Source organism: Acinetobacter sp. CY17, from assembly GCF_059515825.1.
On sequence record NZ_JCAKMX010000001.1, the window covers coordinates 209,736 to 235,396 of the forward strand.

A 25,661-nucleotide genomic window follows, 5' to 3' on the forward strand; every position below is an offset into this window, starting at 1 on the left:
AAAGAATGGTAGAAGGAATCAGACCATGGCGTTTAAACATCTTGCAGATCAAACCAACGGCTTTTACATCCCGTGTGTATCTTTATTTGGCCCCGGCTGTGCCAAAGAAATTGGCAATAAAGCCAAAAATTTAGGCGCAAAAAAAGCACTCATTGTGACGGATGCCGGTTTATATAAATTTGGCGTAGCCGATGTGATTGCTGGCTATTTAACAGAATCTGGCGTAGAAAGTCATATTTTTGCGGGTGCAGAACCTAACCCAACCGACATTAACGTCCACAATGGCGTAGATGCCTATAACCAACACGGCTGTGACTTTATTGTCTCTTTAGGTGGTGGCTCATCGCATGACTGTGCCAAAGGTATTGGCTTAGTGACCGCAGGTGGCGGCCATATTCGTGACTATGAAGGCATTGACAAAAGCTCAGTCCCTATGACACCGCTGATTGCTGTAAACACCACCGCAGGTACTGCCTCAGAAATGACACGTTTTTGTATCATCACCAATACCGACACCCATGTCAAAATGGCAATTGTGGACTGGCGTTGTACCCCTCTTATTGCCATTGATGATCCAAAATTAATGTTGGCCAAACCCGCAGCTCTAACTGCAGCGACAGGGATGGATGCCTTAACGCATGCTGTTGAAGCCTATGTTTCTACTGCAGCCAACCCAATTACCGATGCTTGTGCAGAAAAAGCCATTAGCATGATTAGTCAGTGGTTAAGTCCAGCGGTTGCCAATGGCGATAACTTAGAAGCCCGTGATGCCATGAGTTATGCACAGTATTTAGCAGGTATGGCCTTTAACAATGCATCACTGGGTTATGTACATGCCATGGCGCATCAATTAGGTGGCTTCTATAACCTTCCACACGGCGTATGTAATGCAGTGCTCTTACCGCATGTCTGTGAATTTAACCTGATTGCCTGCCCTGAGCGCTATGCCCGTATTGCAGAACTCATGGGTGTGAATACGCAAGGTTTAACCACCACTCAAGCGGCCCATGCTGCCATTGCTACCATTCGCACCCTCTCTCAATCGATTGGTATTCCAGCAGGCTTAGCGGAACTTGGTGTCAAAGAGGAAGATCTAGATGTAATGTCAGAAAATGCACAAAAAGACGCCTGCATGCTGACCAATCCACGTAAGGCTAGCCATGCCGATGTCGTTAGTATCTTTAAATCAGCCATGAAGGCCTCTCATGCTGATGTGGTGAGTTTTAAAGCGGCAATGTAAGTTTTCCCAGTCTTTGTACTTACATGCTTTATGGTCAACCCGTACTCAATGGGTTGACTTTTTTTATTTGACAACGCAGACAACTTATTCAAAGATGTTCTTTTACAAGAATAAAATTTAACGCTATATGGCCAGTCCTTTTCAATTTCCAGTTCAGTATCAAGATGATCCTTTAGGTGCAGGTTTTGCCTGCGCCACCTTAGACTTACCCAATGACTATGAAGGGCAAGTAGTGGCAAAACTGATTCGCAAAAAAGCCAATCTGCCCACCAAAAAGGCTGTGCTGTATATTCATGGTTTTATTGATTACTTTTTTCAAGCCGAGATGGCATTACAATTTAATCAGCATGATTATGATTTTTATGCCTTAGATTTACGCAAATATGGTCGCGCGCTTCTCGCCCATCAAAAAGCCTATAACGTGCATGATTTACGTGAATACGATGCCGAAATTAGCCAAGCCTTGGACATTATTTGGCGTGAGGGTCATCAAAGCTTAATTTTAGCCGGACATTCGACTGGTGGACTGATTTGTACCTCATATGCTGCGCGTAACAGTAAGCATCCTTTACTTAAAGCCCTATGGCTGAATAGTCCTTTTTTTGATTTTAATTTAAGCTCTAAAATGAGTCAGTTTGCTTTAAGCCAACTGATTAAACTGGGTCAAGTTTTTCCTAATTTATATCTACCAAGTAGTTTAAACCCACTTTATGTACCAAGTCTGCATAAAGAGCTTAAAGGCGAGTGGGAATTTAATTTAAAGCTTAAACCACAACACTATCCTTTTGTGCGTTTAAGCTTTTTACGCGCGGTGTATGTGGTACAGCAAGAATTGCAACGCGGTATTCGACTGAATTTGCCCACCTTAGTCATGCACAGCCATCAAAGCAGTCGCCCGCGAACATGGTCAGCACAGGTGCAAAAAAGCGATATTATCTTAAATGTGGGTGATATTGACCGTTGCACACGGCATATTGCAGGCGACGTACAAATTATTGCCTTGCAACAGGCCATGCATGATGTAGTGTTGTCTCAAAAACCCGTGCGCGAGCTGGCGTATCAAACTTTGTTTACTTGGCTTAAAGCACGCGGGCTTTAAGGTTCTTTATATTTGAGTAAGGTTTGATGCACCGGATGTGCTTTGGGCATTAATTCAATCAGGCGCTCAACGGCATCAATGGCTTCTGGGCAGCGTGCTACATGTTTAAGCAGTACATCAGTTTCATTGGCTTTAAAAATCGCATCACTTAAGCGCGATTCTAAGCAATCGCGCCATGCCGTTAAAAATGGACTTTCGGTTTTGGCCAAAAACACGCCTGCGCACAGTTTAAGTGCTGCCTCAGTTGCACCGCGATCTAAAGCAGTCTCCGCTTGCAAAAAGTCTGCATCAACATCTGCTAGCAATCGATAAGGTCTAGAGCCTAGCATCCCGCCCAGCAATTCACGCAATTGCGACATTTCTGCCTTTAAGGTACCCATACTGACTTTACGCTCACCATATAAGGCTTGATGCAATGAGTCTAAGGTCAGGCCTTGCGGACATAATGCCAAAATGGTCAAAATTTCAATTTGCCTTGGGGTAATCACCAACACTTTGCCATTAAATAAGACTTGAGGTACAGCAAAGGCACGAATATAAAGCTGTTGACGTTGATGCTCAAGCAGCGCGCTTTGAATAATAGATGCGCAGCGTTCGGCGGCCAGTAAACCTAAACTGTTGTGTTTATCCCATACTGTAGATAAATCTACCACCCCTAAAATATTTTTAGAATATGGATCTATAATAGGCGCCGCATAACACACCCAGTTTTGTACCGAATGCATATAGTGTTCGTTAGAAAATACACAAGAAGATTGCTCAGTTTTTAAGGTCAGCGCCAAAGCATTGGTCCCGACCAATTCTTCACGCCACTGTCCGCCCTGAATAAAATGAACATTTTCTGCTTCACGGCGCATCTGTCCATGCGCTGCACTCCAAATAATGGTACTGCCCACATCGCCTACGGCCAATGCCATGTGAGATTGCTCAGCAATATGTTGCAACTCATCTGCACAATAATTCAAAGCATGCTGCAAGGGGCTGCTGCTGTCATTGAGCTCAGTTAAAGGCGCTGCCACACGCTCTTTAGGAATCGCAGCATTTTCTGAACGCTGCCATGAACTAATAATACTTTGACCGAGTAAATTCGCTTGTGTGCTTGAGCGAGAAATTCCATTTCTTAGCTGCTCAATTTGTTGTCTTTTTTCTATTAAATTATGTTTGGTCATCATTTGGTCTTCTCACAACAACGTAATGATTGACGCGCTTCCTAGGCGTCATTGATGTAAACAATTGTCGTGGTGTTGTAATTCGACTTTTGCCTACCTTTTTCCAACCTTATGCTAGTTATGCTTGAGACATAATGTAGCGGATTGAGTTATTCAGTTCCAATTTTTTTATGCTCTTTGGGCTACATATTACACGACGCAAAGGAAAATAAATATGCGCTATATCGATCCGAATCAACCAGGTTCAAAAGTAGAATTTAAAGCTCAGTACGAAAACTTTATTGGTGGTGAATGGGTTAAACCCTTAAATGGTGAATACTTTGAGAATATTTCACCTGTGGATGGCAAAGTGTTTACCAAAGTACCACGTTCATCGGCAGAAGATATTGAATTGGCCTTAGATGCGGCTCACAAAGCCAAAGATGCTTGGGGTAAAACGTCACCTACAGAACGTGCCAATATCTTGCTTAAAATTGCGGATCGTCTAGAAGAAAATCTAGAAAAGCTTGCGGTTGCAGAAACATGGGACAATGGTAAACCTATTCGTGAAACTTTAGCGGCGGATATTCCCCTTACAATTGATCATTTCCGCTATTTTGCCAGCTGTATTCGTACGCAAGAAGGTGGTATTTCTGAAATTGACCACGATACAGTGGCCTATCACTTCCATGAGCCATTAGGCGTTGTAGGTCAAATTATTCCATGGAACTTCCCTATTTTAATGGCTGCATGGAAATTAGCGCCAGCGCTTGCTGCAGGCAACTGTATTGTATTAAAGCCTGCTGAACAAACACCCGCGAGTATTTTGGTATTGGTTGAATTAATCCAAGATCTATTACCGGCAGGTGTACTCAATGTTGTCAATGGCTATGGTGTTGAAGTCGGTCGTCCTCTGGCAACCAACCCACGTATCTCAAAAATTGCCTTTACCGGTTCAACTGCCGTTGGTCAATTGATCATGCAGTATGCCACTGAAAATATTATTCCAGTAACCTTAGAGCTCGGTGGAAAATCACCAAACATCTTCTTTGCAGATATTTTAGACCAAGAAGATGAGTTCTTAGACAAAGCTTTAGAAGGCTTTGCAATGTTTGCTTTAAACCAAGGTGAAATCTGTACCTGTCCATCACGTGCTTTGGTACAAGAAAGTATTGCTGATCGTTTCTTAGAAATGGCTGTAGAACGCGTTAAACGTATTAAAACCGGTCACCCTTTAGACACCACCACCATGATTGGTGCACAAGCTTCTCAAGAGCAGCAAGATAAAATCTTAGGCTGCATTGCCACAGGTCGTGAAGAAGGTGCACAAGTCTTGACAGGTGGTGCTGCGCGTCACGAAGTGGGCGAAGGTTTCTATATTGAACCGACCATCTTTAAAGGGCATAACAGCATGAAAACCTTCCAAGAAGAAATTTTTGGACCTGTGCTGGCAGTCACCACGTTTAAAGACTTTGATGATGCGATTAAAATCGCCAACGACACCATTTATGGTTTAGGTGCAGGTGTTTGGTCACGTTCAACGCATACCTCTTACCGTGCAGGTCGTGCTATTCAAGCCGGTCGTGTATGGACCAACTGCTATCATATTTACCCAGCACATGCGGCATTTGGTGGTTACAAAAAATCAGGTATTGGCCGTGAAAACCATAAGATGATGCTAGATCATTACCAACAAACCAAAAACTTACTTGTCAGCTACTCAACTAAACCGGCTGGCTTCTTCTAAGTTTTTGTCTATAACAACATAAAATAGCGAACCTCGTGTTCGCTATTTTTTATGATTTTTCGTTATTTAAGTATAAAAAAGCAGTCCGTAGACTGCTTGCTTGTCATAGGGTTTAGCTGACCTGTTTAAGCTGCTCTAGTTTGGCAATTTCTTGTTTTTTAAGCAGATTTCGTTGAATTTTTCCACTTGAAGTCTTAGGTAAACTGCTAACAAATTCCACTTCACGTGGATAAACATGTTTAGATAAACGTTGGCGCACATATTGCTGCAGTTTTTCTTCTAGTGCTTGAGTTGCAGCATAACGTGTTTTAAGTACCACAAAGGCTTTGACAATTTCGGTGCGCTCCGGATCTGGTTTACCTACCACAGCTGACTCTAACACTTCTTCACATTCTAATAAGGTACTTTCTATATCAAATGGTCCTACGCGATAGCCTGAGGTAGTAATCACATCGTCGGCACGACCAACAAACTCAATCGCCCCTTGTTCATTTAAACGTACCGTATCGCCTGTGATATAGTAATTGCCAACAAAGGATTGACGATTATTGCCGCCATAGCCTTTAAACCAAAATAACGGCGACTGGGTATAATCCAAAGCCAAGATGCCAATACCACCAGCTGCGAGTTCTTGATGCTCTTGGTTTAACACAGCAAAACGGTGCCCAGGAATAGCAAAGCCTGCCGAACCGACTTTTTTGTCATGGAGTAAACCATGATGATTGGCGATCACCATACCCAATTCGGTTTGACCATATTGATCGAAGATATTGACCCCTAAATCTTGTTTAAACCAGTGAATGACTTCAGGGGTTAGGGGTTCACCCGCACTACTGACTACGCGTAAATGCTCACGCAGCTGCGGCTTAAATTTTTCTTTATAGCCAAAAAACATGCGAAATGCTGTTGGTGAACCAGCCAGATTAGTTACGCGATATTTTTCAATGATCTCAAGCGCATGATCAACAGTAAAATTCCGCTCATCGAAAATAATACTGTGCCCTAACGCCAATGGGCCTGCAATGCCATAGTACAAACCATATGCCCAGCCTGGATCAGCCAAATTCCAAAAACTGTCTTGCTCACGTAAGTCCAGTGCATAGTGCATATAGCCTTTAAACGCCAATAAGGCTTTTAGCGGTACGGCTACTGATTTAGATAGACCGGTAGTACCTGAAGTAAACATCATTAAAAAATCATCAGTAAAGCGCAGCCTAACAGGTTGATGCTCAGTTGACTGCGCATTGATTTCAGCCCAAAAATCAGCATCAATATTTTGAGCATCAGCATGGGCATTTACTGTTAAAATCTGATTGATTTCCAACCGATTTAGTTTTTCACGTTGTTCAATATTGGTCACTACCAATTGGGTGTCTGCGCTTTCAAGGCGATGCTCAATGGCTTTCGATTCAAACGCAGTAAATAGTGGCTGATAGACCGCACCAACGCGCCATGTGGCTAAAATTGTAATGATCAATTCTGGCGTGCGTGGCAATAAACCGGCAATACGTTGCCCTTTTTGAATACCAATACTGTGCAAGTAATTAGCCAATTGGGCTGAGGCTTGGGCCAGTTGATCAAAGGTCCATGTCTGCTGTTCACCGTGTTTACCCTGCCAAATCAGGGCAACTTTATTTTGTCCTAGATAACGACCACAGCACTCGTCATAGGCATTTAAGTCATCTGCATTGCCATATAATTGAGTTTGAATATATTTTTCTAAATCAAATTCTTGATAGGCTTGCTCAAGTGTTTGCATGTACTATTCCTTATTGTTTTTTATGCGACATCCGTCTGCTGATGTGATCAACCTTGATCATTATTTTTGGAGTTAAGCATGTTTATTAGATTAAATACAATTTCAAAACCCCGCACATGCTGTGCGGTGTTTTGAGGCTTAAGCCTGTGTGACTGCGCGGGCAATCACCATACGTTGAATGTCAGAGGTGCCTTCATATATTTGACTGACCCGAACATCACGATATATACGCTCAACGGGAAAATCGCTGACATAACCATAGCCACCATGAATTTGAATGGCATCTGAGCAAACTTTTTCAGCCATGGTTGACGCAAAAAGCTTAGCCATAGACGCTTCTTTTAAACAAGGTAAACCAGCATCTTTTAGTGTTGCTGCATGTAAAATGAGCTGTCGCGCTGCTTCGATTTGGGTGGCCATATCAGCCAAACGAAAACTCACTGCCTGATGCTGAACCAACTCCACCCCAAAGGCTTTACGCGCTTTGGCATAGTCAACGGCAGCTTCTAAAGCCGCGCGTGCCATGCCAACCGATTGAGCTGCGATACCAATACGCCCAGACTCTAAATTAGATAAAGCAATTTTATAGCCCTCACCTTGTTGCCCAATCAAGTGATCGTGTGTAATACGGCAATTGTCGAGCACAATGGTGGCTGTATCAGAACAATGCTGTCCCAATTTATTTTCTAAGCGCGACACTATATAGCCTGGGGTATCGGTGGGCACCAAAAAGCAGGAAATGCCTTTTTTGCCTGCTTGTGGGTCCGTCACAGCCAACACCAAAGCCAGCTGGGCATGTTTGCCTGTGGTAATAAACTGTTTGGTGCCACTTAATACCCATTCATCGCCATCACGTTGTGCGCGGCATTGTAAGGCACTGGCATCAGAGCCGGCCTGTGGCTCAGTTAAGCAAAAGCAACCTAACCATTCGCCAGTCGCTAAACGGGTTAAATACTGCTGTTTTTGCGCCTCACTGCCATAGCGCTCTAAGATGCCACACGGTAAGGAGTTTTGTACGCTTACAATAGTTGAGATGGCGCCATCCCCTGCGGCAATTTCTTCCAAGGCCAACACTAAGGAAATATAATCTAAACCTGCGCCGCCCCATGCAGGATCAACGGTCATGCCTAAAGCGCCCAAAGCACCGAGTTGTTTTAATTCTTCAGCGGGGAAGCGTTTATTTTGATCGCGTTCTGCAGCAGTAGGCTTAAGTTGATTTTGGGCATAATCACGCAGCATATCTTGAATCATGTGCTGCTCTTGGCTATACAACATCCTGTCACTCCAATGCTTAGGCTATTTTGCAGCCATACGAATGGCACCATCAAAACGAATTACTTCACCATTTAAATAGCTATTTTCTACAATATGCCCCGCCAAATGAGCAAACTCTTCTGGACGTGCTAAACGGCTTGGAAATGGTACCATCGCACCTAATGCCTGTTGCACATGCTCAGGCATGGCTGCAATCATTGGCGTGTACATAATGCCCGGCGCAATGGTCATGACTCGAATCGCATCACGCGCCAACTCACGTGCTAGAGGCAAAGTCATTGAGACAATGGCACCCTTAGAAGCAGCATAAGCAGTTTGTCCAATTTGTCCTTCATAAGCTGCAACTGATGCCGTATTAATAATCACACCGCGTTCTTCACCATCCAGATTATTTTTTGCCATGATTTGTGCAGCAAAACGCAGCATATTGAAGCTGCCACTGACGTTAATATTTAAGACTTTTTGAAATAAATCTAAGCCATGTAAACCATCACGACCTAATACTTTGGCAGAAGGTGCAATACCAGCACAGTTGACTAAAATATCTACCTGTCCTTCACGATGAGTTAATTCTTGGAAGAACGCCTCGACTTGTGCCTCATGGGTCACGTCAAGTGCGACAAAACGCGCCTTTTCACCCAATTGCGCTTGCAAAGCTTGGCCCTGTTCAGCGTTCATATCCACTAGAATCACTTGGGCACCTTGGCTGACAAAATAGCTTGCTGTTGCTGCGCCTAAACCCGATGCACCGCCTGTGACAATTGCCACTTTCCCTTGAATATTCATTGTAATTTTCTCAACGTTTTTCTACTCGACTTATGGCTCAGAGTAATCAGTCTTTTTTTTAAGTACAATTTCCAAAGCTTGCAGCTTGCATGATGGATTTGGACATTAATAACCACAAGGATTTCAAAGTGATAGCAAAAGATCAGCACAGTATATGCATGAGTTTGGTACACGAGGCACTACGCCATGCCAAATCCCAAGCGCTTCAAATCGAAGTCATCTTGCAGCGTGCCGGTATAGGGATGGAACTTATAGACTCTGCCAAAGCCCGCGTTTCAATTCAACAATATGGCAACCTCTGGGTGGCGATTGCCGATGCCATGAATGATGAGTTTTTTGGGATGGATCGTCGGCCTTTACGACGCGGTAGCTTTCAGTTACTCAGTAAGTGGCTCATTCATTGTGAAAATTTACAGCAAGCCATTCAAGAGGCTCTGCGCTTCTTTAATTTATTTTTAGATGATCTACACGGTGAACTCATTGAAGAAGATGGGATCGCCAAAATCGTCATTCACGATCAAAGTGAGGTAAAACCTATTTTTGCTTATGCATGTTATTGGATGTTGCTGCATAGCTTAATGTGTTGGTTAGCAGGTCAGCGTATCAGTTTAACCTATATGCAACTTAAGCCATCAATTACCATGGCCCATCATGATTATCAAACCCGTTTCTGTAGCGACATTCGCTATCAAAGCCAACAAAACGCTTTAGCTTTTCAGGCGAATTATCTTCAACTCCCCATTAAACAAGATATGGCCTCACGTTATCAATTTTTACAAGGTACACCTTATAATTTGTTGGTGCGCTTTAAAAATCCTTGTGCGCTCAGCCAACAAATTCGTAAACAACTCATGAATTTATCACCGAGTGAATGGCTTGACTTAGGTGAATTGGCACGTCGTCTACATATGTCTGAGGCGACACTACAACGTCGACTCAAAGCTGAAGGCTTCAGCTATCAACAACTCAAAAATAATATTCGACGTGATCGTGCTATTGATTTACTAGTCAACAGCGAGCAAAGCTTACAACAGATTAGCGAGCTTCTAAATTTTCACGATCCGAGCGCCTTTCACCGTGCTTTTAAAAAATGGACAGGACTCAACCCCGGAAATTACCGAGTTAAAAACTGAGTTTAGCTTTTGCCAAGCGGTTTTTATGACTGACCATTCATCTTAAGTGTTTTGCTAAAGCTGTTTATATAGGTTAAATTTCACCCAAATTTAGAGTCCAGTTGGCTCTTATTTGGCTGTAATTCTCCGCTTCAATTACCTGATTAAGGTCTATTCATGCTTAAGATGACTGATGTATTAGAGCAAAGTCTAGTACAGAATTTCACCCACGGTTTTTCATCAACGTCTGTGTCACAGCTTGATGAACAGCTTAACCAAAGCATTTTAAATGCCTCAGATCATGCCCTAAAAAATCTGATCAATGACTTTTTCCAGCGCCCTGATGCCCTGCAAACGGCTCATGATTTAGATATTAGTGCTGAAGGGATTCATGCCTTGCAACAAGGTGTAGCACTTAAGGCTGAGTATTTAACTGAAACTGCTAAGATTGCAGCTTTATGTTTGGCTTTAGAAACCAATGCTTTGCATCAAATTGATATCGCAGACAGTTTACACGATTTTCCAATGTGAAAAAAAGCGACCCTCAGGTCGCTTTTTTTGGCGATTAATGCGGCCACTGCGCTAATGTTACGCGGTCATTGCCACCATAATCTTTAACGGTACGCACTTGCTTATACCCAGCTTGGCGAAATAGATGCTGCACGGCATCAGCTTGATCATAGCCGTGTTCAAGCACCACCCAACCGCCTACAGTTAAATGCTTTTTGGCTTGGACAATAATCTCAGCTAAATCCGCTAAACCTTGTTTGTCTGCCACTAAAGCACGACGTGGTTCAGTCTCGAGTGCCTGCATATGCACATCATTGGCATCAATATAAGGCGGATTAGAGGCAATCACATCAAAGAACTGACGTCCAAACGGTTTTAACCAAGGTCCCAAAAGAAATTCGACATTTTCAATCTCATGCAACTCAGCATTGTACTGCGCAACTTGTAAGGTTGGCTCATAAATATCTGAGGCCACAAGTTTCCACTCAGGACGTTCAGATGCGAGCGATAGTGCAATAGCACCGGTGCCTGTCCCTAAATCTGCTACACGCGCATCTTCAGGCAAATCAAGTTTAAGTACGGTTTCAACAAGCACTTCAGTGTCTGGGCGTGGGACCAGCGTGTCTTTGGTCACTTTTAAATCCAACGTCCAAAATGGCTGTGAACCCGTCACATATGCTAAAGGCTCACCTGCCTCAATACGTGCTAGAGCAGCTGTATATGCCTGTACCTGCTCAGCGCTTAGCACTTGATCTTTTTTCATGACCAAATCAAATGAATCAATTTTAGTAATGTGTTCTAGCAACCATGCATTTTCTTGACGTTCGTAGCTTTCGGGTTCACCACGTAAGGCTAAAGCCTGTGCAATATTCATTAGCCACCATTCTGCTGTGCAAGCATCGCTAACTGATCTGCTTGATATTCACGGTGTAAACTATTTAATAATTCGGTTAAATCACCTTCCATCACCGCATCTAACTTATATAAGGTGAGGTTAATACGGTGATCGGTCATACGACCTTGCGGATAGTTATAGGTACGAATACGCTCAGAACGATCCCCTGAGCCGACCAAATCACGGCGCATTTCTGAGGTCGCGGCATCTGCTGCTGCACGTTTAGCGTTTTCTAAGCGTGAAACCAATAAAGCCATGGCTTTGGCTTTGTTTTTATGCTGTGAACGCTCATCCTGACATTCCACCACTGTACCAGTTGGAATATGGGTAATACGGACTGCCGAATCGGTTTTGTTAATATGCTGACCACCCGCACCTGAGGCACGGTAAGTATCAATACGTAAATCTGCAGGGTTAATTTCTACAGAGGTATCTACATCCACTTCAGGTAAAATCGCCACAGTGCATGCCGAGGTATGGACACGACCTTGTGATTCAGTCGCTGGGACACGTTGCACACGGTGCGCACCACTTTCAAATTTTAAGCGCCCGTAAACTCCCTCACCATTAATTAAACAGATGACTTCTTTGTAGCCACCGTGTTCGCCTTCATTTTCCGATAAAATTTCAATACGCCAACCTTGTGATTCAGCATATTTACTGTACATACGGTAAAGATCGCCTGAGAAAATGGCAGCTTCATCGCCCCCGGTTCCGGCACGAATCTCTAAATAAGCTGAGTTGGCATCATTTGGATCTTTTGGAATCATTAAGATGTTAAGATCAGCTTCAAGTTGTTCAATTAAAGCTTTATTTTCTTTAATTTCTTCTTGCGCCATTTCTTTAAAATCAGGATCAGTGAGCATGGCTTCAGCTGTTTCAATATCCGCTTCTGCTTGGGTATATTGTTGCCATACACGCGTTAACTCACTTAAGTCACTATGTTCACGTGACAATTGACGAAAACGTTTATTGTCAGAAATGACTTCAACATCGGCCAATAAAGCGTTGAGCTCTTCATAACGATCGGAAAGTTGATCCAAACGTAAGCGTAACGATTCTTTCATGGGATAATAGTTCTCAAATAACCTGCAACATTGGCTGCATTAACTTTATATTGCCTATAGTTTACCTACTCCAGCCTTTAAAAGACATCTTTGCCCTACATTACGCTGGTATTTTCGGTTAAAAGCGCTGTGACGACGTCCTTAATTCCTCCATATTTCATATAAATCATCCCGCAATTTACATCTTTGTTCACAATGTTAATAAAAGCTATACAAAGTCATGCTGTTTTGTAGCATCTCTCCCGAGCTTCTCCATATTTATTCAAAGACTGGCTGTTACATTAGCGCCATTGAGATTATTTTACTTTTGAGTCCATTTGGACATGGAGTTAGCCATGAAATTAAATGCCGTATTAATGAGTGCTGTGATTGCTGCAGGTTCAATGTTCACTGTATCAGCTCATGCAGACAGCACTGCACGTGTAGCAGCAGCGAGTGCCCTAGGCAGTGTTGCAGGTACTGCTTTAGGTAAAAATATGGGTGGTACTACGGGTGCAACCATTGGTGCAGCTTTAGGCGGTGCCGGTGGTGCAGCTGTCGCTAGCAACAAAAGAAACCGTACTGAATCTGCGATTGGGGGTGCTTTAGGCGGTGGTACGGGCTATGCAGTAGGTAAAAACATGGGTGGCACCAACGGTGGCTACATTGGTTCAGCTTTAGGTGCAGCGGGTGGCGCTGCATTAGGTAATAAAATTGCCAAAGACAAAGCGGCAGATAAGCGCGTATCAAAACGCTGGAAAAAACGTCGTTAATCAGTAACGCGCTATGAAGCAGCCTGAGGGCTGCTTTTTTAATATCTACTTCATGTAACTATGAACAGATTCAGCAGACTGTTTAACTCAAAATTACAATTTGAAATATTTATAGCACTTGAGCTTGCATCTTCATCCGCAACTTGTCTTTAAGCTTATGGCTATATATAAAGATAGTGATGCAGGAGTTCTGCAATGAAATTTCGTTCAATTTTAGTGGCTGGCGTCCTTGCAACTTCTACCCTTGGTGCCACAACCGTACAAGCAGCCAGCAACACACAAGTGGCTGCTACCTCTGCTTTAGGAAGTGTGTTAGGTGCTGCCGTAGGTCAACGTTTAGGTGGTGATACCGGTGCCATGATTGGTTCAGCTTTAGGTGGGGCTGGCGGTGCAGCGGCTAGTGCCGATCGTCGTGATCGCAATGCTGCTGCTATTGGTGGCGCCCTAGGCAGTGCTGGTGGTTATAGTGTAGGTAACAGCATGGGCGGTAATGGTGGTGGACTAATTGGTGCAGCCTTAGGTGGTGCAGGCGGTTCGATCTTAGGTCAAAAGGTCAATGAAGATCGCCGTTATGATAACGATGACGATCGTCGTTATCAGCAACGTGGCTACCGTTATAAGCATGCTGGCTACAACAATAATGGTCGTTATCACGGCCGCTAACTCAAACAAAGTTGTTCAGCACCCAATTGGGTGCTTTTTTATTTATCGAATATTTTCGATATACAAAAACATTCTTATATCGTATTATTTCGATATATAAAGATGATTGAGATTGTTATGCGTACTTTAGCCAATACTCGCTTTTCCATTTTAGAACTCGCTCCCGTGCGTGAAGGTCATCATATTCGAGATGCCCTCACCCATGCCTTAGCTTTAGCCCAGCATGCAGAAAAATTAGGCTTTGAACGTCTATGGATGGCTGAACATCATAATATGTCTGGTATTGCCAGTTCTGCGACCAGTGTTTTACTCGGCTACATCTTAGCAAATACTCATCACATCAAAGTGGGGTCTGGCGGCGTCATGTTACCCAACCATGCGCCATTAATTGTAGCTGAGCAATTTGGTACTTTAGCGACTTTATATCCAAATCGAGTAGAACTTGGCTTAGGTCGTGCGCCCGGCACAGATCCCACCACCATGCGTGCTTTACGTCGTGGTCGACAAGAAACAGAAGATCAATTTCCGCAAGATGTGCTCGAAATTTTGCACTACTTTAAAGACCCAGAACCCGGTCAGCGTATTGTCGCCACGCCAGGTCAAAGCACGCATGTGCCAGTTTGGTTACTCGGCTCAAGTTTATTTAGTGCTCAGCTTGCTGCGCGTTTAGGTCTACCCTATTCCTTTGCCTCGCACTTTGCCCCGCGTATGCTAGGTCAAGCCATTGAGCTCTACCGTGATAATTTCCAACCCTCTGAATATTTAACTCAGCCTTATGTATCGATTGGTGTACCCACAGTGATTGCTGAGACTGATGAACAAGCCCAGTATTTAGCAACTACGCCATATCAACGTATTTTACATATGTTTCGTGGCACACGCGGTCAATTACCCAAACCCGTGCCGAGTATGGAAGGTCTTTGGTCACCGATGGAAAAACGTTCAGTGGATGACTTTTATGCTTTAGCACAAATTGGTTCACCCGCCACAGTTAAAGCTGGCTTGGAAAACCTATTGGAAAAATATGCGGTTGATGAGTTTATTTTTACTTGTGACATCTACGATACTGAACAACGTTTAGCCAATTTTAGCTACTTAAGTGACATGAAATTGGTCTAATTGGTATTTATTGAAAACGCTGCACCATTTATTTTCGTGATAGTGGTGCTTTTTTTCATATTATTTTCGCTAAATTGATTAAAAACTAGACATTCAATTTAGGTCTTCGGGGCCTCTATAGCCATTATCACGCAACTAAATGACCTCACTATACTCATTTATTTATATTATTTTTCTATTAATCCCAAGTTAAAAGTGAGTATGCAGCCACCACCAAGTGGCTGCACAAAGTTTTATCCAATACGACGTTTTAGACCCGTCATTTGTAAAACACGAGTTGAAATTTCTTCAATCGACATTTCAGAGACATTTAAGTATTTAATCCCTTCTGAAATATAAATGCCTTCAATGGCACGCAATTCCATTTGACACTGACTAAAGCTCGCATAACGACTATTGGCTTTACGTTCACTACGAATCGCGACCAAACGGTCTGCATCAATCATTAAACCAAACAATTTGTGCTTATGTGGGCGCAAAACTGCAGGTAAACGGTTGTCATCTAAGTCTTCTTCCGTCAATGGATAGTTGGCTACACGAATACCAAACTGTAGTGATAAGTAGATTGACGTTGGGGTTTTGCCTGAACGTGACACGCCAATGAGGATTAAATCGGCTTTATCGTAGTGGCGGGTACGCGCACCATCATCATTATCTAAAGCAAAATGCACCGCATCAATACGCGCTTTATACGACTCTGAATCGGTTACAGCATGGGTTTGTCCGACTAAAGTTGTAGGTGAAGTGCCTAATTCTTCTGAAAGCTTGCTAATTAAGCCTTCAAATACGTCCAAATTAATCGCATTCGCTGTGTTGATAATATCGCGCACATAAGGATCAACCAATGTGTCAAATACCAGTGGTTTTTCTCCATCTAAATCAGCACGTTGGTTGATTTCAGCCACCACATTCATCGCTGCTTCTTCAGAGCTAATATACGGGATAATATGGATATCAAAATCCACATGTGGAAACTGCGCCAGTAGCGAGTGACCTAACGTTTCTGCCGTAATTGCAGTGCCATCTGAAATGAAAAACACACTGCGCTTAATCGGTTTCTCGTCTGACATCAAATTTTCTCCTTAAATATTTGTCTAAGTGCGCGATTATCTTTATAGTAAACCCATCTTACATGAGAGTCGCTTAGTAAAAATATAAAAACTAAGCTTTTTCATAAAATCATGCCGAGATACTGATTCATACTGCAAAAAGTGGAGTAACAACTTTGGAAGCGCGCGTAATTGGTCTGGAAAAATTAGGGAAACACGACGTTGAACTCGTGGGTGGTAAAAACTCATCTTTAGGCGAGATGATTAGCCATTTAGCTAACGCTGGTGTATCGGTACCAGGTGGCTTCGCAACAACCGCGCAAGCGTATCGTGAATTCCTCGAGCAAAGTGGCCTAAACGCTAAAATTAACGCTGAGCTGGCTGCATTAGACGTTGATGACGTGAATGCCCTTGCTGAAACAGGCGCTAAGATTCGTCAATGGATTGTAGAAACTCCGCTTACTGCAGGTTTAGAACAAGAAGTTCGCGCTGCATTTGCAGAACTTTCAAACGGCAACCCTGATATCGCGGTTGCCGTTCGTTCATCTGCGACAGCAGAAGACTTACCTGACGCATCATTTGCGGGTCAGCAAGAAACCTTCTTAAACATCCGTGGGATCGACAACGTATTGATCGCGATTAAAGAAGTATTCGCATCTTTATACAACGACCGCGCGATTTCTTACCGTGTACACCAAAACTTTGCCCATGACGTGGTTGCCTTATCTGCAGGCGTACAACGTATGGTTCGTTCTGAAACGGGTGCTGCGGGCGTGATGTTCACCCTAGATACAGAATCAGGCTTCCGTGACGCGGTATTTATTACTGCATCTTATGGTTTGGGTGAAATGGTCGTTCAAGGTGCAGTTAACCCTGACGAATTCTATATCTCTAAACCATTACTTAAAGCAGGTAAACACGCTGTTTTACGTCGTAACTTAGGTTCTAAACATCAAAAGATGATTTACGGCCAAGAAGCATCTGCAGGTAAATCTGTATCAATTGTTGAAGTTGAAAAAGCGGATCGTCAACAATTCGCGCTAAACGATCACGAATTACAAGAGCTTGCAAAACAAGCACTGATCATCGAAGACCATTACGGTGCGCCAATGGACATCGAATGGGCAAAAGACGGTGATGATGGTCAAATCTATATCGTTCAAGCACGTCCTGAAACCGTAAAAAGCCGTGAAAACGTGGGTACGATGGAACGTTACCTATTAAAACAAAAAGGTAATGTCCTGTGCGAAGGTCGTTCAATCGGTCAACGTATTGGTTCAGGTAAAGTTCGCATCGTAACGTCTATTAAAGAAATGGACAAAGTACAAGAAGGCGACGTACTTGTATCTGACATGACTGACCCAGATTGGGAACCAGTCATGAAACGTGCGGCTGCAATTGTGACGAACCGTGGTGGTCGTACTTGTCATGCTGCGATTATTGCGCGTGAACTTGGTGTGCCTGCAATTGTCGGTTGTGGTAATGCAACAGAACTTTTAACTGACGGTCAAGAAGTGACTGTATCATGTGCTGAAGGTGATACTGGTTTCATCTACGAAGGTTCTTTAGATTTCGAAATTCAAAAGAACTCAATCGAATCTATGCCTGCGCTTCCATTCAAAGTGATGATGAACGTGGGTAACCCTGACCGTGCTTTTGACTTTGCGCAAATTCCAAACGCAGGTATTGGTCTAGCACGTTTAGAATTCATCATTAACCGTATGATCGGTGTGCATCCAAAAGCATTACTTAACATTGACAGCCTTCCACGCGAAACACGTGCTGCTGTGATGGCACGTACTGCAGGTTATGCATCGCCTATCGAATTCTATGTTGAAAAACTAGTTGAAGGTATTTCTACTCTTGCGGCTGCATTCGCTGACAAACCAGTGATCGTGCGTATGTCTGACTTTAAGTCAAACGAATATGCAAACTTGATCGGTGGTAAGTTATACGAACCAGAAGAAGAAAACCCAATGCTTGGTTTCCGTGGTGCAAGCCGCTACGTGTCTGACAACTTCCGTGACTGCTTCGAATTAGAATGCCGCGCACTGAAAAAAGCACGTGAAGAAATGGGCTTAACCAACATTCAAATCATGATTCCTTTCGTACGTACTGTTGCTGAAGCGAAACGTGTGATTGAATTGTTAGCGCTTAACGGTCTTAAACGTGGCGAAAATGGTCTTAAAGTGATCATGATGTGTGAACTTCCAACGAACGCGTTGTTAGCTGAACAGTTCCTTGAACACTTCGATGGTTTCTCTATCGGTTCTAACGACTTAACTCAGTTAACGCTTGGTTTAGACCGTGACTCAGGTATCGTATCGCACCTATTTGATGAGCGTGATGCAGCAGTGAAAGTTTTACTTTCTATGGCCATCCAAGCATGTCGTAAAGCAGGTAAATACGTGGGTATCTGTGGTCAAGGCCCATCAGATCACCCTGACCTTGCAAAATGGCTCATGGAACAAGGCATTGACTCTGTTTCTTTAAACCCAGACTCAGTGCTTGAGACTTGGTTCTTCTTAGCTGAAGAAGAAAAAGCTCAACAAGCTTAACAATCTGTGTTAAAAAAAGACCCATTCATGGGTCTTTTTTTTATTTTCCGTTTTTGAGATTAAATCTTTATGCAAATATATTTGGCACGCAATAATCAACAAGCCGGTCCATATAGCTTAGAACAACTCAATCAGATGTTGGCCAGCCAGCAGGTCTTGCTCACCGATTTAGCTTGGCATCAGGGTTTAACTGAATGGAAAGCATTGGGTGATTTGACTCAAGGTCAATTGGTCTATCAACCTACAGGCTATACGGCATCTCCTGCCCAACCAAGTTTTGAGCCTAAAATTGAAGTACAGGCGAAAACCCAAACGCAAACTGAACTGGCATCCATCGGGCAAAGGGCTTTGGCTAAAGGTTTAGATCTACTGCTTTGGCTGCCTGCTGTGGCCATCCCATCATTTTTCTTGCAACCTGAGCAAATACAGCAGCTCAATACACTGCAAGAGAAAATGCAAAATGCCACCACTGCTGCACAAACCAATCAGCTTCAATCTGAGCTATTTGCACTGGTTCCAGATCAAGCTTGGTACATGATGTTGCTCTACATTGTGATTATGCTGATTATTCAAGCTGTGCTGATTAGCAAAACTGGCCAAAGTATTGGTAAACGTTTGGCCAAAATTCAGATTGTCGATCAAAATGATCACAGCCTTGTTAGCTTATGGCGTGGCTTTACCTTACGTAGCTTTGTGTTTATTTTCTTAAATTTATTGCTATTTCCGTTTATTACCTTCCTTGACTATGCCTTTGGCTTTGGTCAAAAACGTCAAACTTTGCACGATAAGTTAGCAAAAACCAAGGTAATTAAGAAGCAAAACCGATAACAAAACAAGAGGCGCATCGCGCCTCTTTTTAAATACAGAACCTTGATATTCCAATAAAATTATATGCCTCGCAATTTAAATCCGAGTAAAAAAATCAGTTTTTAATACAGTCATTTAAAGCACTTTTATGTATAGCTTAGTTTGTTGATATAGGGCATAATGCCTCAAACGTAGCGGTGTCTCATCATTGAGAGGATTTTTCACATCTGAAAAAAGGCTTTTCAATCATGCGACACTTATAATCGCTATCCCCATATTATTAGGGAATGGGACTCTTCACCGAGGTTGTAAAATGAGACAAACGACTTTAGCTGTATTGTCTTTATCCGCAATGGCTGCACTCTTAACAGGGTGTGGCGGTGATATGGTACTTCTAAACTCTAAAGGTCCAGTCGCAGCAGGTCAGTCTGACTTGATGATGAAAGCGATCTATTTAATGCTGTTAGTGGTGATTCCTTCAATCATCATGGCATTATGGTTTGGTTGGAAATATCGCGCGTCGAATAAAGATGCAGACTATAAACCTACATGGGCACACTCAACTACAATTGAGATTGTAGTATGGGGTATCCCTGTAATTATTATTGGTATTCTTGCGTACTTAACGTGGTGGGGTTCACACAAATATGACCCATACCGTCCGCTTGAATCTGATAAAGCACCAGTAACAGTTCAAGTTATTGCTGAACAGTTCAAATGGATCTTTATCTACCCAGAACAAGACATTGCGACAGTAAACGAATTACGCTTCCCGGAAAAAACACCGCTTAGCCTTCGTTTAACTTCTAACTTCACAATGAACTCGTTCTTTATCCCAGCATTATCTGGTCAGATTTATGCAATGGCGGGTATGCAGACGCATTTGAATATGTTAGCTAACGAACCAGGTGTATTCCGCGGTTTCTCTTCTAACTACTCAGGCTATGGCTTCTCACAAATGCGCTTTAAAGCTCATGCTGTGACAGATGCTCAGTTTGCTGAGTGGGTGTCGGCTGTTAAAACAGGTAACGGTACTTCTGTGAATCCTGAAGCAGTACAAAAAACTGTATTAGACCAAGCTGAATTTGCATCGTTACGTGATGGTAACCGTTCAGAGAAACAAATCGCTGCAATGGTTCGTAACGCGAAAACTGACTTAGAGAAGCAGCTTGCTGCAACAGCTGAAGCTGAAGGTGCATACAAAACTCAGCCTCATCCTGTGACTTACTATGCTTCAGTTGAGCCTAAATTGTTCGAATCTGTGATTAACAAGTACATGTCTAACTACCATGGTGCTGACCATTCAGCAGCAGATGTAGATGCTGTACCTGCACATGATGCTGTTGCTGCTGCAGAAATTGCTGCTGCGAATGCTGAACAACCTGCTTCTTCAGTTGTAGGGGAATAAGACATGAGCTTCTTAGGTAAGTTAAATGTAGACGCGATTCCGTACGATCCAATCGTACAGGTGACCGTTCTCATGATGATTTTAGGTGGTATCGCGGTATTTGCGGGTATCACTTATTTCAAAAAATGGGGCTACTTGTGGAACGAATGGTTCACATCAGTCGACCATAAAAAAATTGGTATTATGTACCTGTTCGTATCGATCATCATGTTATTACGTGGTTTCGCCGATGCGATCATGATGCGTCTTCAATTGTTCCTTGCAAAAGGTGGCGGTGAAGGCTATTTACACCCAGAACACTATGACCAGATCTTCACCGCACACGGTGTGATCATGATCTTCTTCGTGGCAATGGGTCTTGTAGTAGGTTTAATGAACATCTCTGTACCACTTCAAATTGGTGCACGTGACGTTGCCTTCCCATTATTAAACTCTTTAAGCTTCTGGTTATTTGCCGGCGCTGCGGGCTTAATGATGGTGTCTCTTGCTCTTGGTGAGTTCGCTGCAACAGGTTGGATGGCTTATCCACCGCTTTCAGGTATCGAATACTCTCCTGGCGTAGGTATGGACTACTACATCTGGGCACTTCAGATTTCTGGTCTTGGTACGCTTTTAACAGGTGTTAACTTCTTCGTTACCATCATCAAAATGCGTGCGCCTGGCATGAAGTTAATGGATATGCCGATTTTCACTTGGACATCTTTATGTACTTCTGTGTTAATCATTGCATCATTCCCTGTACTAACTGCAACTATTGCAATGCTTACTCTTGACCGTTACTTCGGTTTCCACTTCTTCACCAACGACATGGGTGGTAGCCCAATGTTGTATGTGAACTTGATTTGGACTTGGGGTCACCCAGAAGTATACATTCTGATTTTACCTGCATTTGGTATTTACTCAGAAGTGGTATCAACGTTCTCTCGTAAAACGTTGTTCGGTTACAAATCTATGGTGTATGCAACGATCGCGATTACTGTACTTGCGTTCGTAGTATGGTTACACCACTTCTTTACCATGGGTGCTGGTGCCAACGTTAACGCGTTCTTCGGTATCATGACCATGATTATTGCGATCCCAACAGGTGTGAAAATCTTCTCTTGGTTATTCACCATGTATAAGGGCCGCATTACATTTACAACACCAATGCTTTGGACACTTGGCTTCCTTGTGACTTTTGGTATCGGTGGTTTAACGGGCGTATTAATGGCGGTTCCACCAGCGGACTTCCTTGTTCACAACTCGTTATTCTTAATCGCTCACTTCCATAACGTAATTATTGGTGGTGTAGTGTTTGGTATGTTCGCAGGTATCATTTTCTACTGGCCAAAAATGTTTGGTTGGAGACTCAATGAGACTTGGGGTAAAGCTGCATTCTGGTTCTGGTTCTTCGGTTTCTACTTTGCATTCATGCCGTTATATATCCTTGGTTTCATGGGTATGACACGTCGTTTGAATACATATGACAACCCAGAGTGGGATCCGTACTTAGCCATTGCTTTATTCGGTTCTGTGCTTGTGCTTTTCGGTATTCTTTGCTTCATCATGCAAATCGTGGTTGGTTTCTTACAACGCAACCAACGTATCGACTACACAGGCGATGCATGGGATGGCCGTACTTTAGAATGGGCAACTTCATCTCCTGCTCCGTTCTATAACTTTGCTCATCTTCCTAAGATCAATGGTATTGATACTTTCTGGAATGACAAAGAAAATGGTATTGCTTATGCAAAACCAACCAAGTACGAAGACATCCATATGCCAACTAACCGTGCTGCGGGTATTGTCATCGCGTTAATTATTACCGTGATGGGCTTTGCGTTAATCTGGCACATTTGGTGGTTAGCTATCGCAACTTTCGTTGCTTCGATCATTGCCTTCATCGTTTCTTCTTTCACGAAGAAAGTGGACTACTATGTTCCTGCTGCTGAAGTTGAACGTATTGAAAACGAACGCTATGCGATCCTTGAAAAACACTTGAAGAAGGACTAAGACAATGGCTGACGTACTTCATCACGACAATCATGGACATGATGAGCATCATCACCACGATGATACTGACATCACTGTCTTTGGTTTCTGGACGTATTTGATGAGTGACCTTGTACTATTTGGTACACTCTTCATCGCGTTCGCTGTATTAAGTAGCCATATTCCTGTGGGTACACCAAGTGCAAAAGATTTATTCGAAAACTCTTTAGGTTTCGTATTAACTGAAACTTTTGCCTTACTTATCTCTTCTGTAACGTTTGGTTTTGCAGTGCTTGCTGCATACAAAAAAGACGTTGCAAAAGTGTTAACTTGGTTAGGTATCACATGGTTATTTGGTGCTATCTTCATCGGTATGGAACTGTATGAATTTAATCATTTAGTTCATGCTGGTCACGGTCCAAGCACAAGTGCGTTCTTATCTGCGTTCTTTACTTTAGTTGGTACGCACGGTATTCACGTAACTTCAGGTTTAGTTTGGATGTTAGTGTTAATGTATCAAATCAAGAAAAATGGTTTGACATTAATCAACTTACGTCGTTTAGCTTGCCTAAGCTTGTTCTGGCACTTCCTTGACATCGTTTGGATCTGTGTATTCAGCGTCGTTTACTTGATGGGAGTTCTATAATGAGTCACGATCATAACGCAGCTGGTGCTTCACACGGCAACGTCAAACAATACACGATTGGTTTCATCCTTTCTGTCATTCTTACCGTAATTCCTTTCGGTATGGTAATGGCAGGTATGCACCATGACAATCGTGGCATGGTTGTTGCTGTAATTGCGATTACTGCTGTTGCTCAGATTCTTGTACAATTAGTTTACTTCTTGCACATGAACTCTTCGTCTGAACAACGCTGGAACGTGATTGCATTCGTTTATACAATCCTATGTATCGCTGTATTACTCATCGGTTCTGTATGGATTATGAACTACTTACACTACAACATGATGATCTAAACTGGTTGTCATGCTGAAGAAGTATTTATTCCTGACAAAACCAGGGATTCTCTTTGGTAACTTCGTTACCACCTTGGGCGGCTACTTTGTAGCTGCTCAAGGTTCTGTAGATTTCCTTCTCCTGCTTCTTACCCTACTTGGCACAACTTTGGTTGTCGCTTCTGGATGTGTAGTCAATAACGTCATTGACCAAGACATCGATCAAAAAATGCAACGCACACAAAATCGTGCGATGGTAAAAAAATCCGTTTCTGTTCCTGTTGCCCTTGTTTACGCATTGGTGTTAGGTGCTTTGGGTTTTAGCATTTTATGGTTTTGGGTAAATGCATACGCTTTTCTCTTTGCCATGATTGGTTATGTGTTTTACGTGGGCTTTTATAGCTTATGGACCAAACGCACAACAATTCATCAAACTGTTGTTGGTAGTATCTCTGGAGCGAGTCCTCCGGTGATTGGTTATACCGCGATTGCCAATCAATTTGACTTAGCTGCTTTGCTGATTTTTTTAGGCTATGCACTTTGGCAAATGCCCCACTCTTGGGCGATTGCGATTTATCGTTTTGACGACTACAAAAATGCAGGTATTCCGATTCTGCCTGTGGCGCGTAGTATTTTACGCACCAAAATTGAATCCTTGATTTATGTGGTGTTATTTACCATCGCAATGAATGGCTTGTTTATCTATGGTTATGCCAATTGGATTTACGCGATCATTTTAAATGCCTTGTGTATCTACTGGCTGTATATTGCCATCCTTGGTTTTAAAGCTTCGGCTGAACAAGATGTGCTCTGGGCCAAACGCTTTTTCTTATTTTCAGTGATTTTAATTACTGTAGTAAGTTTGTGCTTTAGCTTTACATCTACAGCACCATCAATCAATACGGTATTCTTTTAAAAGATAGTTGCGTGCTATCTTTTAAAAGGTATCGCCCTCTCTGCTGATAAAAACAACAATCTATTTTTCTTATTGCGCTTCTCTTGTATTTTTCAATCAAACCCTCTAGAATTGCGGCTTCGCACAACTTAGGTTGTGACTCCTTGCCCCTAACAATTGCGTTAGCGGCTGTATAATCCGTAAGGAGCTGACAATGCGTCACTACGAAATCGTACTTTTAGTACATCCTGATCAAAGCGATCAAGTAGTGGGTATGGTAGAACGTTACCTAACTCACATCAAAGACGCTGAAGGTCAAATTCACCGTTTAGAAGATTGGGGCCGTCGTCAATTGGCTTACCCAATTAACAAAATTCACAAAGCGCATTACATTTTAATGAATGTTGAATGTAACCAAACTACGCTTGATGAATTAGAAGAATTGTTCCGTTACAACGATGCAATCCTTCGTAACCTTATCATCCGTCGTGAAAACGCAATCACTGAAGAGTCTTTATTGGCTAAGAGTGCTGAAGAAAAACGTGCGCGTAAAGCTCAACGTGAAGAAGCACAACAAGTTAACCAAGACTCTGCTGAAGCATAAGGAGAACACTAAATGGCACGTTTTTACCGTCGTCGCAAGTTCTGCCGCTTTACAGCTGAGAACGTTACGTACATCGACTACAAAGATATCGATACTTTAAAACAGTACATCACTGAAAACGGCAAGATTGTTCCTAGCCGTATTACAGGTACTAAAGCTCGTTACCAACGTCAATTAGCGCTTGCTATCAAACAAGCTCGCTACTTATCGTTGATCCCTTACACTGACAATCATAAGTGA

Annotated in this window: 24 protein-coding genes; 17 read left to right on the forward strand and 7 right to left on the reverse strand. The window is 42.8% G+C overall.

Features of this window, described 5'->3' with window-relative positions; all coding sequences use genetic code 11:
• Positions 1 to 25: 25 nt before the first annotated feature.
• Both mdh and AC5YCI_RS01140 read left to right on the forward strand, forming a co-directional pair.
• The gene (gene mdh, locus AC5YCI_RS01135; protein ID WP_496129055.1) at positions 26 to 1,240 is read left to right on the forward strand and encodes an iron-dependent methanol dehydrogenase; all 1,215 of its coding nucleotides are present in this window, start codon (positions 26 to 28) and stop codon (positions 1,238 to 1,240) included.
• A 127-nt stretch (positions 1,241 to 1,367) separates the two neighbouring features.
• Positions 1,368 to 2,339, forward strand: coding sequence for an alpha/beta hydrolase (locus AC5YCI_RS01140; RefSeq protein WP_496129054.1), 972 nt, complete (start codon positions 1,368 to 1,370; stop codon positions 2,337 to 2,339).
• Here AC5YCI_RS01140 and AC5YCI_RS01145 read toward each other — a convergent pair.
• Positions 2,336 to 3,511 carry a sigma-54-dependent transcriptional regulator family protein gene (locus AC5YCI_RS01145; RefSeq protein WP_496129053.1) on the reverse strand — a complete coding sequence of 392 codons (1,176 nt, stop codon included), beginning with the start codon at positions 3,509 to 3,511 and terminating at the stop codon, positions 2,336 to 2,338. The two genes, AC5YCI_RS01140 and AC5YCI_RS01145, sit on opposite strands and share 4 nt — an antisense overlap.
• 211 nt (positions 3,512 to 3,722) lie before the next feature.
• Between AC5YCI_RS01145 and exaC the strand changes: the two genes are divergently transcribed.
• Entirely contained in the window at positions 3,723 to 5,234 is a 1,512-nt protein-coding gene (gene exaC / locus AC5YCI_RS01150; RefSeq protein WP_496129052.1) for an acetaldehyde dehydrogenase ExaC, read from the forward strand.
• A 112-nt stretch (positions 5,235 to 5,346) separates the two neighbouring features.
• On the opposite strand, the gene AC5YCI_RS01155 is transcribed toward exaC, so the two are convergent.
• The 3 genes from AC5YCI_RS01155 to AC5YCI_RS01165 form a co-directional block, all read right to left on the reverse strand.
• Positions 5,347 to 6,993 (reverse strand): AMP-binding protein, encoded by a 1,647-nt coding sequence (locus AC5YCI_RS01155; RefSeq protein WP_496129051.1) that lies wholly within the window; start codon positions 6,991 to 6,993, stop codon positions 5,347 to 5,349.
• 138 nt (positions 6,994 to 7,131) lie between these two features.
• Positions 7,132 to 8,268 (reverse strand): acyl-CoA dehydrogenase family protein, encoded by a 1,137-nt coding sequence (locus AC5YCI_RS01160; protein ID WP_496129050.1) that lies wholly within the window; start codon positions 8,266 to 8,268, stop codon positions 7,132 to 7,134.
• A 21-nt stretch (positions 8,269 to 8,289) separates the two neighbouring features.
• A complete protein-coding gene (locus AC5YCI_RS01165) occupies positions 8,290 to 9,054 on the reverse strand; it encodes a 3-hydroxyacyl-CoA dehydrogenase (protein ID WP_496129049.1) in 765 nt (254 codons plus the stop codon).
• Positions 9,055 to 9,212: 158 nt separating this feature from the next.
• Here AC5YCI_RS01165 and AC5YCI_RS01170 point away from each other — a divergent pair, with 158 nt between their 5' ends.
• Both AC5YCI_RS01170 and AC5YCI_RS01175 read left to right on the forward strand, forming a co-directional pair.
• Positions 9,213 to 10,187 carry an AraC family transcriptional regulator gene (locus AC5YCI_RS01170; protein ID WP_496129048.1) on the forward strand — a complete coding sequence of 325 codons (975 nt, stop codon included), beginning with the start codon at positions 9,213 to 9,215 and terminating at the stop codon, positions 10,185 to 10,187.
• Positions 10,188 to 10,343: 156 nt separating this feature from the next.
• A complete protein-coding gene (locus AC5YCI_RS01175) occupies positions 10,344 to 10,697 on the forward strand; it encodes a hypothetical protein (protein ID WP_496129047.1) in 354 nt (117 codons plus the stop codon).
• A gap of 34 nt (positions 10,698 to 10,731) precedes the next feature.
• Here the strand turns inward: AC5YCI_RS01175 and prmC are convergent, their stop codons facing one another.
• On the reverse strand, positions 10,732 to 11,550 hold the full coding sequence (gene prmC, locus AC5YCI_RS01180; RefSeq protein ID WP_496129046.1) for a peptide chain release factor N(5)-glutamine methyltransferase: 819 nt from the start codon (positions 11,548 to 11,550) through the stop codon (positions 10,732 to 10,734).
• On the reverse strand, positions 11,550 to 12,638 hold the full coding sequence (prfA, locus tag AC5YCI_RS01185) for a peptide chain release factor 1 (RefSeq protein WP_496129045.1): 1,089 nt from the start codon (positions 12,636 to 12,638) through the stop codon (positions 11,550 to 11,552). The genes prmC and prfA overlap by 1 nt, the downstream gene beginning before the upstream one ends.
• Before the next feature lie 335 nt (positions 12,639 to 12,973).
• On the opposite strand from prfA, the gene AC5YCI_RS01190 reads away from it, so the two are divergent.
• From AC5YCI_RS01190 to AC5YCI_RS01200, 3 genes are all read left to right on the forward strand, one after another.
• Positions 12,974 to 13,390, forward strand: a complete 417-nt coding sequence (locus tag AC5YCI_RS01190; protein WP_496129044.1) for a glycine zipper domain-containing protein — start codon at positions 12,974 to 12,976, stop codon at positions 13,388 to 13,390.
• A gap of 195 nt (positions 13,391 to 13,585) precedes the next feature.
• Positions 13,586 to 14,053 carry a hypothetical protein gene (locus tag AC5YCI_RS01195; RefSeq protein WP_496129043.1) on the forward strand — a complete coding sequence of 156 codons (468 nt, stop codon included), beginning with the start codon at positions 13,586 to 13,588 and terminating at the stop codon, positions 14,051 to 14,053.
• A 117-nt stretch (positions 14,054 to 14,170) separates the two neighbouring features.
• On the forward strand, positions 14,171 to 15,172 hold the full coding sequence (locus AC5YCI_RS01200; protein ID WP_496129207.1) for an LLM class flavin-dependent oxidoreductase: 1,002 nt from the start codon (positions 14,171 to 14,173) through the stop codon (positions 15,170 to 15,172).
• Between the two features lie 233 nt (positions 15,173 to 15,405).
• On the opposite strand, the gene ppsR is transcribed toward AC5YCI_RS01200, so the two are convergent.
• Entirely contained in the window at positions 15,406 to 16,242 is an 837-nt protein-coding gene (ppsR, locus tag AC5YCI_RS01205) for a posphoenolpyruvate synthetase regulatory kinase/phosphorylase PpsR (protein ID WP_496129042.1), read from the reverse strand.
• A gap of 155 nt (positions 16,243 to 16,397) precedes the next feature.
• On the opposite strand from ppsR, the gene ppsA reads away from it, so the two are divergent.
• From ppsA to rpsR, 9 genes are all read left to right on the forward strand, one after another.
• Positions 16,398 to 18,779, forward strand: a complete 2,382-nt coding sequence (gene ppsA, locus AC5YCI_RS01210; RefSeq protein WP_496129041.1) for a phosphoenolpyruvate synthase — start codon at positions 16,398 to 16,400, stop codon at positions 18,777 to 18,779.
• Positions 18,780 to 18,848: 69 nt separating this feature from the next.
• Complete coding sequence (locus AC5YCI_RS01215; protein ID WP_496129040.1) at positions 18,849 to 19,607, forward strand: RDD family protein; 759 nt, start codon at positions 18,849 to 18,851, stop codon at positions 19,605 to 19,607.
• 292 nt (positions 19,608 to 19,899) lie between these two features.
• The gene (cyoA, locus tag AC5YCI_RS01220; protein WP_496129039.1) at positions 19,900 to 20,994 is read left to right on the forward strand and encodes a ubiquinol oxidase subunit II; all 1,095 of its coding nucleotides are present in this window, start codon (positions 19,900 to 19,902) and stop codon (positions 20,992 to 20,994) included.
• 3 nt (positions 20,995 to 20,997) lie between these two features.
• A complete protein-coding gene (gene cyoB, locus AC5YCI_RS01225) occupies positions 20,998 to 22,986 on the forward strand; it encodes a cytochrome o ubiquinol oxidase subunit I (protein WP_496129038.1) in 1,989 nt (662 codons plus the stop codon).
• Positions 22,987 to 22,990: 4 nt separating this feature from the next.
• Positions 22,991 to 23,611, forward strand: a complete 621-nt coding sequence (gene cyoC, locus AC5YCI_RS01230; RefSeq protein ID WP_122898055.1) for a cytochrome o ubiquinol oxidase subunit III — start codon at positions 22,991 to 22,993, stop codon at positions 23,609 to 23,611.
• Positions 23,608 to 23,943: a cytochrome o ubiquinol oxidase subunit IV gene (cyoD, locus tag AC5YCI_RS01235; RefSeq protein ID WP_122898146.1), complete on the forward strand. Its 336-nt coding sequence runs from the start codon at positions 23,608 to 23,610 to the stop codon at positions 23,941 to 23,943. The genes cyoC and cyoD overlap by 4 nt, the downstream gene beginning before the upstream one ends.
• A gap of 10 nt (positions 23,944 to 23,953) precedes the next feature.
• Entirely contained in the window at positions 23,954 to 24,838 is an 885-nt protein-coding gene (cyoE, locus tag AC5YCI_RS01240) for a heme o synthase (RefSeq protein ID WP_496129036.1), read from the forward strand.
• Positions 24,839 to 25,031: 193 nt separating this feature from the next.
• Complete coding sequence (rpsF, locus tag AC5YCI_RS01245) at positions 25,032 to 25,421, forward strand: 30S ribosomal protein S6 (protein ID WP_122898059.1); 390 nt, start codon at positions 25,032 to 25,034, stop codon at positions 25,419 to 25,421.
• Between the two features lie 12 nt (positions 25,422 to 25,433).
• Complete coding sequence (gene rpsR / locus AC5YCI_RS01250; protein ID WP_004278792.1) at positions 25,434 to 25,661, forward strand: 30S ribosomal protein S18; 228 nt, start codon at positions 25,434 to 25,436, stop codon at positions 25,659 to 25,661.

Bases quoted from the DNA above. Each gene is read 5' to 3' on its own strand.
- AC5YCI_RS01215 (WP_496129040.1), top strand. From the start codon at position 18,849: ATGCAAATATATTTGGCACGCAATAATCAACAAGCCGGTCCATATAGC.
- AC5YCI_RS01200 (WP_496129207.1), top strand. From the start codon at position 14,171: ATGCGTACTTTAGCCAATACTCGCTTTTCCATTTTAGAACTCGCTCCC.
- cyoE (WP_496129036.1), top strand. From the start codon at position 23,954: ATGCTGAAGAAGTATTTATTCCTGACAAAACCAGGGATTCTCTTTGGT.
- ppsR (WP_496129042.1), bottom strand. From the start codon at position 16,242: ATGTCAGACGAGAAACCGATTAAGCGCAGTGTGTTTTTCATTTCAGAT.
- prfA (WP_496129045.1), bottom strand. From the start codon at position 12,638: ATGAAAGAATCGTTACGCTTACGTTTGGATCAACTTTCCGATCGTTAT.
- cyoC (WP_122898055.1), top strand. From the start codon at position 22,991: ATGGCTGACGTACTTCATCACGACAATCATGGACATGATGAGCATCAT.
- AC5YCI_RS01175 (WP_496129047.1), top strand. From the start codon at position 10,344: ATGCTTAAGATGACTGATGTATTAGAGCAAAGTCTAGTACAGAATTTC.
- AC5YCI_RS01165 (WP_496129049.1), bottom strand. From the start codon at position 9,054: ATGAATATTCAAGGGAAAGTGGCAATTGTCACAGGCGGTGCATCGGGT.
- cyoA (WP_496129039.1), top strand. From the start codon at position 19,900: ATGAGACAAACGACTTTAGCTGTATTGTCTTTATCCGCAATGGCTGCA.
- AC5YCI_RS01140 (WP_496129054.1), top strand. From the start codon at position 1,368: ATGGCCAGTCCTTTTCAATTTCCAGTTCAGTATCAAGATGATCCTTTA.
- AC5YCI_RS01190 (WP_496129044.1), top strand. From the start codon at position 12,974: ATGAAATTAAATGCCGTATTAATGAGTGCTGTGATTGCTGCAGGTTCA.
- AC5YCI_RS01195 (WP_496129043.1), top strand. From the start codon at position 13,586: ATGAAATTTCGTTCAATTTTAGTGGCTGGCGTCCTTGCAACTTCTACC.
- mdh (WP_496129055.1), top strand. From the start codon at position 26: ATGGCGTTTAAACATCTTGCAGATCAAACCAACGGCTTTTACATCCCG.
- rpsR (WP_004278792.1), top strand. From the start codon at position 25,434: ATGGCACGTTTTTACCGTCGTCGCAAGTTCTGCCGCTTTACAGCTGAG.
- prmC (WP_496129046.1), bottom strand. From the start codon at position 11,550: ATGAATATTGCACAGGCTTTAGCCTTACGTGGTGAACCCGAAAGCTAC.
- AC5YCI_RS01155 (WP_496129051.1), bottom strand. From the start codon at position 6,993: ATGCAAACACTTGAGCAAGCCTATCAAGAATTTGATTTAGAAAAATAT.
- cyoB (WP_496129038.1), top strand. From the start codon at position 20,998: ATGAGCTTCTTAGGTAAGTTAAATGTAGACGCGATTCCGTACGATCCA.
- AC5YCI_RS01160 (WP_496129050.1), bottom strand. From the start codon at position 8,268: ATGTTGTATAGCCAAGAGCAGCACATGATTCAAGATATGCTGCGTGAT.
- exaC (WP_496129052.1), top strand. From the start codon at position 3,723: ATGCGCTATATCGATCCGAATCAACCAGGTTCAAAAGTAGAATTTAAA.
- rpsF (WP_122898059.1), top strand. From the start codon at position 25,032: ATGCGTCACTACGAAATCGTACTTTTAGTACATCCTGATCAAAGCGAT.
- AC5YCI_RS01170 (WP_496129048.1), top strand. From the start codon at position 9,213: ATGAGTTTGGTACACGAGGCACTACGCCATGCCAAATCCCAAGCGCTT.
- AC5YCI_RS01145 (WP_496129053.1), bottom strand. From the start codon at position 3,511: ATGATGACCAAACATAATTTAATAGAAAAAAGACAACAAATTGAGCAG.